Source organism: Arthrobacter sp. Leaf234 (assembly GCF_001422665.1).
Lineage (GTDB): Bacteria > Actinomycetota > Actinomycetes > Actinomycetales > Micrococcaceae > Arthrobacter_D.
Map to the genome: position 1 here is coordinate 1 of NZ_LMLU01000012.1, position 12,926 is coordinate 12,926.

9 protein-coding genes are annotated in these 12,926 nt (G+C 70.7%); 4 read left to right on the top strand and 5 right to left on the bottom strand.

Translation table 11 applies throughout. The features are described from left to right. Both ASF21_RS15980 and ASF21_RS17010 read left to right on the top strand, forming a co-directional pair. Positions 1-900: LysM peptidoglycan-binding domain-containing protein (locus ASF21_RS15980; RefSeq protein WP_055773534.1), on the top strand; the 900-nt coding region annotated here is incomplete at its 5' end. Between the two features lie 101 nt (positions 901-1,001). Further along, positions 1,002-3,335 (top strand): Stk1 family PASTA domain-containing Ser/Thr kinase, encoded by a 2,334-nt coding sequence (locus ASF21_RS17010; RefSeq protein WP_055773535.1) that lies wholly within the window; start codon positions 1,002-1,004, stop codon positions 3,333-3,335. Positions 3,336-3,405: 70 nt separating this feature from the next. On the opposite strand, the gene ASF21_RS15990 is transcribed toward ASF21_RS17010, so the two are convergent. Together ASF21_RS15990 and ASF21_RS15995 are read right to left on the bottom strand one after the other, a co-directional pair. After that, positions 3,406-4,788 carry a class II 3-deoxy-7-phosphoheptulonate synthase gene (locus tag ASF21_RS15990; protein ID WP_055773537.1) on the bottom strand — a complete coding sequence of 461 codons (1,383 nt, stop codon included), beginning with the start codon at positions 4,786-4,788 and terminating at the stop codon, positions 3,406-3,408. Between the two features lie 96 nt (positions 4,789-4,884). Next, the gene (locus ASF21_RS15995) at positions 4,885-5,748 is read right to left on the bottom strand and encodes a lysophospholipid acyltransferase family protein (RefSeq protein ID WP_055773539.1); all 864 of its coding nucleotides are present in this window, start codon (positions 5,746-5,748) and stop codon (positions 4,885-4,887) included. Between the two features lie 285 nt (positions 5,749-6,033). Between ASF21_RS15995 and ASF21_RS16000 the strand changes: the two genes are divergently transcribed. Continuing rightward, positions 6,034-6,600 (top strand): hypothetical protein, encoded by a 567-nt coding sequence (locus ASF21_RS16000; protein ID WP_055773541.1) that lies wholly within the window; start codon positions 6,034-6,036, stop codon positions 6,598-6,600. A gap of 58 nt (positions 6,601-6,658) precedes the next feature. On the opposite strand, the gene ASF21_RS16005 is transcribed toward ASF21_RS16000, so the two are convergent. After that, the gene (locus ASF21_RS16005; RefSeq protein ID WP_082471658.1) at positions 6,659-7,756 is read right to left on the bottom strand and encodes an ROK family glucokinase; all 1,098 of its coding nucleotides are present in this window, start codon (positions 7,754-7,756) and stop codon (positions 6,659-6,661) included. Positions 7,757-7,888: 132 nt separating this feature from the next. Between ASF21_RS16005 and ASF21_RS16010 the strand changes: the two genes are divergently transcribed. Continuing rightward, a complete protein-coding gene (locus ASF21_RS16010) occupies positions 7,889-9,697 on the top strand; it encodes an AMP-dependent synthetase/ligase (RefSeq protein ID WP_055773543.1) in 1,809 nt (602 codons plus the stop codon). A gap of 51 nt (positions 9,698-9,748) precedes the next feature. On the opposite strand, the gene ASF21_RS16015 is transcribed toward ASF21_RS16010, so the two are convergent. Both ASF21_RS16015 and ASF21_RS16630 read right to left on the bottom strand, forming a co-directional pair. Continuing rightward, on the bottom strand, positions 9,749-11,149 hold the full coding sequence (locus ASF21_RS16015) for a mycothione reductase (RefSeq protein ID WP_055773544.1): 1,401 nt from the start codon (positions 11,147-11,149) through the stop codon (positions 9,749-9,751). A 19-nt stretch (positions 11,150-11,168) separates the two neighbouring features. Further along, a complete protein-coding gene (locus ASF21_RS16630) occupies positions 11,169-12,878 on the bottom strand; it encodes a MinD/ParA family protein (RefSeq protein WP_082471659.1) in 1,710 nt (569 codons plus the stop codon). Between the last annotated feature and the right edge of the window lie 48 nt (positions 12,879-12,926).

Genomic DNA, 12,926 nt, shown 5'->3' on the forward strand with positions numbered 1-12,926 from the left:
GCCCTGCTGGCCGCCAACAAGATGAGCATGACCACGATCATCTACCCGGGCCAGAAACTCACGATCCCGGGCAAGGGCGCAGCACCGGCTCCCGCGCCGGGTAAGCCCGCACCTGCTCCAGCACCGGCTCCGGCCCCCGCGCCGCAGGCCGGGTCCTACACCGTGAAGGGCGGGGACACACTCGGCGCCATCGCCTCCCGACACGGTGTCTCCCTGCAGGCCCTGCTGCGTCGTCGCGGTGTCCGCCGAGCCGCCCCACTCGGCGCCATCGCCTCCCGACACGGTGTCTCCCTGCAGGCCCTGCTGGCCGCCAACAAGATGAGCATGACCACGATCATCTACCCGGGCCAGAAACTCACGATCCCGGGCAAGGGCGCAGCACCGGCTCCCGCGCCCGCTCCGGCACCCTCCGACCTCGTGCCGTCGAGTTTCCTCGGCTACACGTACCCGGACCGCGTCGTCGCGGACGCCAATGCGAACAAGGCCCTCCTGAACTCCCTGCCGGCACCGTCTCAGGCCGAGATGCAGAAGATCGTCGCCGACACCGCCCGTTCCATGGGGGTGGACCCCAGCCTGGCGCTCGCCTTCGCCTACCAGGAGTCCGGCTTCAACCAGCGGTCCGTCTCCCCCGCGAACGCGATCGGCACCATGCAGGTCATCCCCTCCTCGGGGCAGTGGGCGAGCGACCTCGTGGGGCGCAAGCTGAACCTGCTGGACCCGTACGACAATGCGACGGCGGGTGTTGCGATCATCCGGTCGCTCGTGCGGACCAGTCCTTCCCTCGACATCGCCATCGCCTCCTACTACCAGGGTGCGTACTCCGTGCAGACCCGCGGGATGTTCCAGGACACCAAGCAGTACGTCGCCGCCATCAAGGCCCACCAGAAGAACTTCCGGTAGGCCGCGGAGGTCCGTCCTCCGGGACCGTGACCACGGACGGGAGGGGGTGGGATCGCGTGGTGGTCCCGCCCCCTCCCGTCGTCCCCGCCTAGTATCGGAGGGTGCACCAGCAACGGAGGGACCCGCTCGAGGGCGCGACGGTCGACGGACGGTACGTCGTCGAATCCCGCCTGGCCCGCGGCGGGATGTCGACCGTGTACCTGGCCACCGACCGGAGGCTGGACCGGCGCGTGGCCCTGAAGGTGCTCTATCCGCACCTCGCCGACGAGCCCGGCTTCATCGACCGGTTCGAGCAGGAGGCGAAGTCCGCCGCCAGGCTCTCGCACCCGCACGTCGTCGGCGTGCTCGACCAGGGCGTGGACGAGGTGGAGGGGCAGGCCATCGCCTACCTCGTCATGGAGTTCGTCCAGGGACGCACACTGCGCGAGGTCCTGCGCGAACACGGCCGCCTCACCCCCAGGCATGCTCTGGTGCTGCTCGACTCCGTCGTCGAGGGCCTTGCCGCGGCGCACGACGCCGGGCTCATCCACCGTGACGTCAAGCCGGAGAACGTGCTGCTCTCGGACAGCGGGCAGGTGAAGATCGCCGACTTCGGTCTCGCCCGTGCGGTCTCGGCGACCACCGGCACCGCGACCCTCGTCGGGACGGTCGCATATCTCTCCCCCGAACTGGTGCTCGGCCGGCCGGCAGAGGCGCAGAGCGACATCTACTCCACGGGCGTCATGCTCTACGAGCTGCTGACCGGCAGGCAGCCCTTCACGGGCGAGACGCCGATCCAGGTCGCGATCCAGCACGCGCAGTCGGACGTCCCCGCGCCCTCCGTCCTCCTCCCGGGCCTTCCCGAGGACATCGACGAACTCGTCCAGTGGTGCACCTCCCGGGATCCCGAGGACCGTCCGGTCGACGGCGCGGCGCTGCTCGGTGAACTCCGGCACATCCGGACCGTCCTCACCGACGAGGAGCTCGACTTCGTCCCGGTCGGGACGGCGGGCGCCGCTGCGGTGCAGGAGAGCCTCACCGCCGCCGTCGTCCCCCGCCTGCCGGACGCCCGGCGCGACGACGGCACCGCCGCGCGGTCGTCATCCGATGCTGCATCCGGCACGGAGATCCTGCGGGACGGACGGACCGGTCCGTGGCAGGGGGAGCGGCAGGCCGATCGGACGGCCCGCATCGGTACGGAGCCGACGGGCGGGCGCGAGGACCACACCGAGGCACTGCCACGACCCTCGACCGGTGCGCTGCATCCCTTTCCTGCTCCGGCCGGCGCGACGGAGGTCTTCCGCACCCTCGACGACGCCAACCGGACGAGCGTGATCGGCACGGACCGGAACGCCACGCGGGTGATCGGTGCCATGCCGACCGCCGCACCGGCGTCGTCCCGTCAGGAGCCCGCCCCGGCCGCCGCGGGACGCCCGTCGTCCGACGCCGCTCCGGGTCCCACCGCCGACCCCGCGCGCTCGGCGGGCAGCACCGTCCGTCCCCTCTCGAAAGGCCGGCAGTCCCGCGAGGCCCAGCGCCCGCAGCAGTCGCTGCACGGCACAGCGGGTCGACGCTGGGTCCGCGCGCTCGTCGTCCTGCTCGTCCTCCTCGCCGGCCTCGTGGCCACCGCGGGCTGGTTCTTCGGCGCCGGACCGGCCGGACTCGTCTCCCTGCCCGACGTCAGCAACACGCCCCTCGAGGAGGCCCGGGCGGCGCTCGCGGACCAGGGCCTGTCCACCATCGCCACCGAGGAGGTGTTCGACGAGCAGGTCCTCGCAGGGGTGGTGGTCGCCACGGACCCGGCCGCCACCTCCGAGGTCAGGCGCTTCGAGCGTGTCGAGTTGATGGTGTCCAAGGGCCCGGAGCTGTTCGCCGTCCCCGACCTCCTCGGACGCGCCGAGGTCGACGCCGCGGCGCGTCTCGGCGCAGCGGGTCTGGCCGTGGGAGGGCTGGAGCAGGAGTACAGCGAGACCGTTCCCGCTGGGAACGTCCTCCGGCAGACGCCGGACGCGGGCGCGGAGCGGCGCCGCAATTCCACGGTGGACCTCGTGGTGTCGCGCGGTCCGGCGCCCGTCGCCGTTCCGGAGGTCACCGGACTCACGGTGGCGGAAGCCTCCGCAGCCCTCGAGCAGGCGGGCCTCGTACCGGGGGTGGCCGAGGTCGAGGAGTTCAGCCGCACGGTGCCGCGCGGAGCGGTCCTGGTCCAGAGCCCGACCGGTACCGAGGTGCAGCGCGGGACGACCGTGACGCTGACCCTCTCCCGGGGACCGCGCCTGGTGAGGGTACCCAACGTCTTCTCGCTGTCCGAGGACCGGGCCGTCGCCGCACTCGAGGAGGCGGGCTTCGTGGTGGAGGTCGACTACACCTTCGGTGGCTCGGTCCTCGGACTCGTCGCAGGGCAGAGCCCGACGGGTGAGCAGCCCGAGGGGACGACCGTCCGCATCACCGTCACCTGAGACCTGCAGGCGGCCACCCCGGGTGGCCGCCTGCGGGCCGGCGGGCGGTGAGACCAGCCGGTGCCGGTCCTCAGCTCTTGGAGAGCGCTCCTGCCACGAGGAAGGCCATCTCCAGGGACTGCATGTGGTTCAGGCGAGGGTCGCAGACCGACTCGTAGCGCTCCAGGAAGGCTTCCTGGTCGATCGGATCGGCACCCCCGAGGCACTCGGCGACGTCGTCGCCCGTCATCTCCACGTGCAGTCCACCCGGGAAGGTGCCCAGGGCGTTGTGCACCTCGAAGAAACCCCGGACCTCGTCGATGACGTCGTCGAAGTTGCGGGTCTTGTACCCGTTCGGTGAGGTGACGGTGTTGCCGTGCATGGGGTCGGTGACCCAGAGCACCTGCGCACCGGACGCCGTGACACGTTCGACGAGGGAGGGCAGCTTCTCGCGGATGTTCGACGCCCCCATGCGGGTGATGAAGGTCAGGCGGCCCGGTTCACGGTTCGGATCGAGCTTGTCGATGAGGGCGAGGGCGTCGTCCGCCGAGGTGGACGGGCCGAGCTTGACGCCGATGGGGTTCCGCACCCGCGAGAGGAAATCGACGTGGGCGCCGTCGATGTCGCGGGTCCGCTCCCCGATCCACAGGAAGTGCGCCGAGGTGTCGTACGGCAGGGAGGTGCGCGAATCGATGCGTGTGAGCGCCCGCTCGTAGTCGAGGAGCAGGGCCTCGTGGCTCGCGAAGAACTCGACGCGCTTCAGCGCCTCGAAATCAGTGCCACAGGCGTCCATGAAGCGCACCGCCCGGTCGATCTCGCGGGCCAGCGACTCGTAGCGGGAGTGCGCGGGGTTGGCCATGAACCCCTTGTTCCAGTGGTGCACCAGGCGGAGGTCCGCGAACCCGCCCTGGGTGAAGGCGCGGATGAGATTCAGCGTCGAGGCGGACGTGTGGTAGGCCTTCACCATGCGGGAGGCATCGTGGCCGCGGCTCTCCGGCGTGAAGTCGTACCCGTTGACCATGTCGCCGCGGTAGGCGGGCAGGGTCACGCCGTCGCGCGTCTCGTCGTTCGACGAGCGGGGTTTGGCGAACTGGCCCGCCATGCGGCCCATCTTGATGACGGGCAGGGACGCTCCGTAGGTGAGGACGACGGCCATCTGGAGGATGGTGCGCACCCGGGCGCTGATCTTGTCGGCGGTCGCACCGTCGAAGGTCTCGGCGCAGTCACCGCCCTGGAGGAGGAAGGCCTTGCCCTGTGCCGCAGCGGCGAGCCGCTCGCGCAGCACATCCACCTCGCCCGCGAACACCAGGGGCGGCAGGCTCGAGAGCTCCTTCACCGACGCCGAATAGACCCCGGCGTCCTGCCACGACGGCTGCTGCACGGCGGCCATCGAGCGCCAGGCATCGAGGCCATCGGTGGTGGACGGGGTGGGTTCCGCGGTACGCGGGAGGGCGGGAGCTAGTGAATCGGTCACACCGGGATTCTACGTGCTGGCCGTCGGGCCCCCGATTCGGCCCGTCATTGCCGCGTCGCGACAGGTCACACAGGGGAGCCCTCGAGCGGAGTGCGCCTAGCCTGCCTGCGGCCTGGACTCGTGACCCTCGGACGCACCGGTCTCGCCCGCTCCGGCCTGCTTCCCCGCGGCCCTGCCGATCTCCGTGACGGCGCCGGGAGCGGGAGCGTCGGGAGAGATCCGGACGGCGGCCTTCCGCGTGTCCGCCCCGGGCTTCGGCGTCTTACGGCCGGCTGCCTTCTCCGCGGCGAGGCGTTCCTTCACGGTGCTGGCATAGGCGTCCACGTACTCCTGGCCGGAGAGGCGCATGAGTTCGTACATGATCTCGTCCGTCACCGAGCGCTGGACGAAGCGGTCGTCCTCGAGTCCCCCGTAGCGGCTGAAATCCAGGGGCTCCCCGATGATGACTCCGACGCGCCTAATGTTCGGGATGCGTCGGCCGATGGGCTGGACCTTGTCCGTCCCGATCATCGCCACCGGGATGACCGGTACGCCGGTGGCCAGCACGAGCTTCGCGACGCCGGTCTTGCCGCGGTAGAGGCGACCGTCGGGGCTGCGGGTCCCCTCGGGGTAGATGCCGAGGATGCCTCCGTCGTTGAGGATGTCCATGCCTGCGGTCAGTGACGACGACGACGCCGCGCCGCCGGAACGGTCCATGGGCAGCTGGTTGGAGAGGCGGAAGAAGAGGGCGGTGAGTCTGCCCTTGATGCCCTTACCGGTGAAGTACTCCGATTTGGCGAGGAACACGACGGGCCGGGGTACCACGATCGGCAGGAAGATCGAGTCGGAGAAGGACAGGTGGTTGCTGACGATCACGGCGGGTCCGGTGGACGGGATGTTGTCGAGTCCCTTGACCCAGGGCCGGAAGAGGAGGTTCAGGATCGGACCGACGATGATCCGTTTCATGACCCAATAGAACACGCTGCCAGCCTCCCTGCATGGACGGTGCGGCATGTGGCGTGCCACCCGCTTTTTCCTGTGGAAGCCTACTCTAAGGGGGCCGACCCGGCGGACGCCCGTCCTTTCCGGGCGGGGCGCCACCCCTGCACCCGGTCCCGCCCGGCGTCGAGCACTGCCGACACGCTGACGGCCGGTTGACGTAGCGCCGCGTGGTGTCCACGATGGAACGAGCACGCCCTCCCATCAGCAGGATGCCGGCCCGACGTCTCGGGCCCAGGCGCAGCACGCGACAGCAGGTAGCAGAGTATGGGCCCCCGAGGTCAGGAACCGAACGAATCCACCGACGACGCCGTATGGCAGGATCTCGTCGCGCGGCTGGAGGGCACCGCCTCCGATCCCCTGGCCACCGAGGCGTCACCCCGTACCCAGGAACCGCCCGCCGGGGCACCGGGAGCGCGGCCGGACGGTCGCGGTGTCCACAGGACCGATGCGTCCGGCGCCGCTCCTGCGGGGCGGGGCGGCGGCGAGCCGGACGGCCTGACGGACCGCGAGCGGGCCGATGCCATCTTCCGCAACCAGCCGTTCGCCTCGGCAGGACCACGCGACTACGTCGCCCCCGAGGAGCCGGAGGAGGACGACGGTTTCACCCCGGACGAGCCGCCACCCCTGGGCTCGGGCGACCCCCTCACCGTTCTCGCCTGGGTGGGAGCCGCCGGCGGGCCCGTCCTGCTGCTCCTGTTCGCCATGTTCTGGCAGGATGCTCCCCTGGCCGCGACACTGGCCGTGCTGGCCCTGTTCCTCGCCGGTGCGGGCTACCTCGTGACGAAGCTGCCGAAACACCGGGACATCGGGGATGACGGCGCCGAGGTCTGACGGCGTCCGTCCTCCGCATCCGTTCCCCGCCCGGTCGGGCAGCCACGGGCGGCGGAGGTCAGGTCCCGCTCCGGGACAGCAGGCGTGACAGGTCCGCGGCACCGATCAGCCCCGCCTGGGGGCCCAGCGCGGCACGCTCGATCCTCGCCGCGGGCCGGAAGCCCCGACCGGTCAGGTTCCGACCGAAGGCGCGACGCGCGGGATCGAGGAGCAGCTCGCCCGCATCACTGAGCCCGCCGCCGATCACGAAGGTCCCGGGATCCAGGGCGGCCGCGAGGTTGGCGAGGCCGAGCCCCAGCCACTGGCCGACGTCGTCGACGAGTTCGCGCGACGCCGGGTCCCCCTGCATCGCCAGGCGGGTGACGAGGGCCCCGGTGATGGCCGAGCCGTTCCCCGCGTCCGCGCCGGCCGCATCGAGGATGGCCCGTGCGACCGGGGAGTTCGCTGCAGCGAGCTCCCTCGCCTCGCGGCCCAGTGCGTTGCCCGAGGCGTACTGCTCCCAGCACCCGCGATTGCCGCACTCGCAGCGATGGCCCTGCGGCACGATGATCTGGTGCCCAAACTCCCCGGCGACGCCGTGGCGCCCACGCTCCACGCGCCCACCCATGATCATCGCGCCACCGATGCCGGTCCCGAGCGTGACGCAGACCAGGCGGCTCTCGCCGCGGCCGGCCCCGAAACGCCACTCGGCCCAGGCTGCGGCATCGGCGTCGTTCACCACCGTCACGCGTCGGCGCAGCAGCTTCTCGAGGTTGCGCCGCAGCGGCTCGTTGCGCCACGCGAGGTGGGGGCTGAACAGGACGGTGCTGTTGGTCAGGTCCATCCACCCCGCGGCGCCGATGCCGACGGAACGGATGCGGTAGTCGCCGGAGAGTTCGCGCACCAGGTCGGAGATGACGGCTTCGACCGCACGGGGATCCTGTCCCGGGGTCGCCCTGCGGGCCTCGGCGAGGATGCGGCCGTGCACGTCCACCACCCCTGCGGCGACCTTCGTCCCGCCGATGTCCACTCCGACGGAGAGTCCACGCCGTGCCGGGTTGGGGAAGGAGGACCGCGCTGCGCGTTGCGCCAGGGGGCCGTTCGTCCGCCACCCGGCCGGGGCCTCGCCGCGGGGCCGGCGGACCCTCGGGGTGGTCGGCTCGGGCGTGATCGCCATGCGGTCCTTCCTCGTCGCGGACCGCGCCGACGCGCCGCCGTTACCGATCTGTACACTACTGGACGGTCCGTGCAGCAGGGGAACCGATAGGCTGAGGCGACCCACGATCAAGGTGATACCAAAGGAGCTATCGTGCGCGACATCAGCGTTCCCGTCCTCGTGGACGTTCCCCGCCGGTCCAACATCGCGGATCTCGTCATCCGGCAGGCGGCCAAGCCGTCCGATCCGGCACTGTTCGCGGTCAAGCGGCCCTCCGGTGAGTGGGAGGACATCCCCGCGACGGAGTTCCGCCGGCAGGTCGAGGACATCGCGAAGGGACTGATCGCCTCCGGTATCCAGCCCGGCGACCGGGTCGCCATCATGGCCCGCACGCGGTACGAGTGGTCCCTGGCCGACTTCGCGATCTGGTTCGCCGGGGCCGTCTCCGTGCCGGTCTACGAGACCTCCTCCCCCGCCCAGGTGGCCTGGATCCTCAGCGATTCCGGCGCGGTCGGGGCCTTCGTCGAGGCTGCGCGCCATGAGCAGGTGGTGCGCGAGGCCGTGGCACTGGAGGGCATCACCTCCCTGCAGCATGTCTGGCCGTTCGACGGCAACGGCCTCGACACGCTCCGCACCGCGGGGGCCGGGACCGACGACGCCATGCTGGCGGACCGCCGCGCCTACGCCGGACTCGACGACGTCGCGACCATCATCTACACCTCGGGCACCACCGGGAAGCCCAAGGGCTGCGAGCTGACCCACGGGAACTTCGTGGAGCTGTCGGAGAACGCTGCTGCGGCCCTCCCCGAGGTGGCACGTGAAGGTGGTCAGACCATCATGTTCCTGCCCCTCGCCCACGTGTTCGCCCGTTTCATCTCCGTCCTGTGCGTCGCGGCCGGCGCCACCGTGGCGCACACACCGGACGTCAAGAATCTGCTGCCGGACCTCCAGAGCTACAAGCCGACCTTCATCCTCGCCGTGCCGCGCGTCTTCGAGAAGGTCTACAACAACTCGATGCTGAAGGCGGAGGACGGCGGCAAGGGCAAGATTTTCCATGCCGGAGCCGACGTCGCCATCGCCTGGTCGAAGGCCGAGCAGGCAGGCCGGATCCCCCTGAGCCTCAAGGTCAAGCACGCGGTCTTCGACCGGCTGCTCTACGGCAAGATCCGCACCGCCATGGGCGGGCGGGTCCAGCACGCGGTCTCGGGCGGCGCACCGCTCGGAGACCGCCTCGGCCACTTCTTCCACGGCATCGGACTCATGGTCCTGGAAGGCTACGGCCTGACGGAGACCACGGCCCCCATCACCGTGAACACCCCCAAGAAGATCAAGATCGGCACCGTCGGCGCACCGCTGCCCGGCAACGCCGTCAAGATCGCCGACGACGGCGAGATCCTCACCCGGGGCGTCTGCGTGATGAAGGGGTACTTCAACCGTCCCGACCTGACCGAGGACACCTTCGCCGACGGCTGGTTCCGCACCGGGGACATCGGTGAGCTCGACGACGACGGGTTCCTGCGCATCACCGGCCGCAAGAAGGAGATCATCGTGACCGCCAGCGGCAAGAACGTGATCCCGGCGGTCCTCGAGGACGCCATCCGCTCCAATGCCCTCGTCTCGCAGTGCGTCGTGGTGGGCGACCAGCGCCCCTTCATCTCCGCGCTGATCACCCTCGACGAGGAAGCCCTTCCCGGGTGGCTCGAGCGGCACCAGCTCCCGGCCACGACCACCATCGCGGAAGCGGCGGAGCACCCGAAGGTCCTCGCGGAGATCCAGGAACTCGTCGACACCGCCAACACCACCGTCTCCCGGGCGGAGGCCGTCAAGGTCTTCCGGATCGTCCCGACGGACTTCACGGAGACCACCGGGCACCTGACGCCGTCGCTGAAGATCAAGCGGAACCAGGTGCTGAAGGACTACTCGGCCGTCGTCGAGTCCATCTACTCCTCGGCCCGGGTCTGAGCCGGCTCCTCCCCCGCGGGCCGGACGGTCGGTCCGGGGAGGAGGGGCGGATCAGTCCGTCTTCAGGTTGAGCAGCGCGTTCTCGATGACCTCGGTGAGGGCCGGGTGGATCCAGTACTGGCCCTTGGCCATGGTGTGGGCGTCGAGACCGAAGGACATGGCCTGGACGACGGGCTGGATGATCATGGACGCCTCGTGACCAAGGACGTGCGCCCCGAGGATCCTGCCCGTGGACCGGTCCGCGATGACCTTCGCGAAGCCGGTGGTGTCCTCCATGGCCCAGCCGTATGCGGTCGAGCCGTAGTGCTGCACTGCCGTGACGACGGTGGCGCCGGTCGCGTCCGCATGGACGAGAGCCTCTTCCTCGGTCATGCCCACGGACGCGGCCTGGGGGTGGGAGAACACCGCGGCGGGCACGAAGCGATGGTCGCTCGACCGGAGGTCCCCGGGGTTCAGCAGATTGTGGGCGACGATCCTCGCCTCGTGGTTCGCCACGTGCTTGAGCTGGTACTCGCTGCTGACGTCGCCCAGGGACCAGAGTCCCTCCACGGGTGCACCATCGCGGAGCACCCGCTGCTGGGCGTCGACGGCGAGACGGCCGTCGTCGTGCAGGTCCAGTCCGGCGTCCGCTGCGCCGAGCGTGTCCGTGGTCGGTGTGCGCCCCACCGCGACCAGGACGACGTCGACCTCGACCTCGACCGGACCGTCGGGGCCCTCCAGCGATGCGGTCACGCCGCCGGCGGAGGCCGTCAGCGCGGTGACGGCGGTGTCGAGGCGGAGGTCCCACTGCCGGGCCGCCTGCTGCGTGAAGGCGTCGGCGACCGTCTCGTCGAGATGCCGCAGCATCCCGCCGGAGCGCACGGCGATGGTCACCTCCGTGCCGAAGGAGGAGAACACGTGGGCGAACTCCGCTGCGATGTAGCCGCCACCGATGATCAGCAGCCGTCCGGGCAGCTCATCGATGCGCATGACGGTGTCCGAGGTGTGGACCTGCGGGAGGGTGATGCCGGGGATGTCCGGGATGACGGCGCGTGATCCGGTCGCAATCACCAGCTGATCCGCCGTGACGACCTCCCCGGAGGCCGTCTCGAAGGACTTCTCCCCCGTGAGCCGCACGTACTCCTCGATGAGCGTCACGTTCTCGAGCTCCTCCGCCCGATAGGTGCGACCGCCCCGCGAGATGGCGTCGATCCGGGTGAAGATCCGGTCCCGGATGTCGGTCCACCGGACGCCCTCGAACCGGAGGTCGACCCCGAGCCGCGAGGACAGCGTCGGCGCCGAGGCCAGCTCTGCGGGATAGACGAACATCTTGGTGGGGATGCACCCGACATTGAGGCAGGTGCCGCCGAACGTGCCCCCGTCCACGAGCACGACGCTCCGATCGTCCCATTCCGGCGAGATGAGGGTGTTTCCTGAGCCGGAGCCGATGATCGCGAGGTCGTAGTGGGTCATCTGCGCAGTCTAGCCGCGCTCACGCGGCGAGCTGGTCGACCACGAGGGCCGCGAGCTCCGTCACCGCCCGCCGCGTGGCCGGGTTCAGCCGGGACAGGTCGACCCGCGAACCCTCCGCCAGGTGGCGATCGTACGGGATACGCACCACGGTGCTCACCCGCGACCGGAAATGCTGCTCGATCTGGCCCACGTCCACCTGCGTCCCGTTGCCGGACGAGAGGTTGATCACGACGATCGCCTTCTTCACGAGGTCCTGCCGACCGTGCGCCTCCAACCAGCTGAGGGTCTCCGAGGCGAGTCTCGCCTCGTCGACACTGCCCCCGGAGACCAGCACCACCGAGTCGGCCTTCTCGAGCGTCCCCTTCATCACGGAGTGCACCATGCCGGTACCGGAGTCGGTCAGGACGATCGAGTAGTAGCGGCTGAGCAGATCCGTGACGGCACGGTAGTCGGAGTCGTCGAACGCCTGGGCCACCGCCGGATCGGTGTCCGACGCGAGCACGTGGAGCCGGGAGCCGTCACGCGTCACATAGCCCGCGAGCTGCGCGAACGAATCGATGGTGTACCGGTTCTGGACGAGCTGCCGCGCCGTGTGGTCCGCCCGCCCCGGCGAACGGTCGGACAGTGTCCCACGGTCCGGGTTGGCGTCCATGGCGATGATGCGATCCTCCCGGATGTCGGCCAGGGCCATCCCGAGGAGGGTGGTGACCGTGGTCTTGCCGACGCCGCCCTTGCGGGACAGGACCGGGACATAGCGTGTCCGCCCGCCCAGCCGTGCGGAGATACGGTGCTCCAGCGCACGCTGCGAGCGCACGGCGTCGGAGTCGCCGACATTGATGCGTCCGAACGTGGCGCTGTAGAGCCAGCGCCGCCAGCCCGAGACCGGCGGCCGGTCCGGTCCCACGAGGAGTCGGTCCGCCGTCAGGGCTGATGCCGGCTCCGGACCGAGGTCCTTCTCACGGCGGCTCGTCCGTTCGGCAGCGGCCGCCGTCGGCCCTGGCGCCGGCGGCAGGTCGTCCCGCGCGGTCGAGGTCGTTCTCGGCGATCGGGTGCCGGACGGCGTCCATCCGTCGGTCGTCGTGGGCACCGCTGCACCTCGGGTGACGAGACCGGACGTGGTGAGGGCGTCGGCGGGAAGGGGTGCGGGCACGCTCAACGTCGGACCCTGCAGCGTCGATGGGGGGACGGTCGAGACGGGGACGGCGAAGGCGTTGAGGTGGACCCCGTTCAGGGCCGTCGCTGCCTCTCCTGCAAGGGCGGTCACGGTGGCCGGGACCGGGCCGGTGGTCCCCGGTCCACCCGCGCCCGCGGGACCGACGGGGCCCGGGTCGGCGGGCACGACACCTACGGGACGGGCGTCGTCGGGCTCGATACCGGCTGGGTCGGTACCGGCTGGGTCGGTGTCGCCTGGATCAGCAGCCACCCGATCCGTACCGGCTGCTCCGATGTCCGCGGCTCCGGTATCGGCGGGCTCACCGGCGTTCCCGGCAGCAGACACTGCGTCAGGACCGGCATCGGCAGGATCCGGGCCCACGCCTGCTGTGGCGGGAACCGGGCTCCCGGGGGAATCGACCGCGGGCGGGGCAGCGTCGGTGGGACCGCCGTCGGGCAGCAGGGGAACGCCGGGGACGATCGGCACGCCCTGCGTCAGGTCCGGGCGGACGGCGTCCGGGAGGGGTGCGCTCGCATGGGCGCCGGGCGTGGAGGGATCGGTCGATTCGCGTGCCATGGTTCCTCACAGATCGTCGGGCGGCCGGCCCGCCCGCCTGCGCGAGCG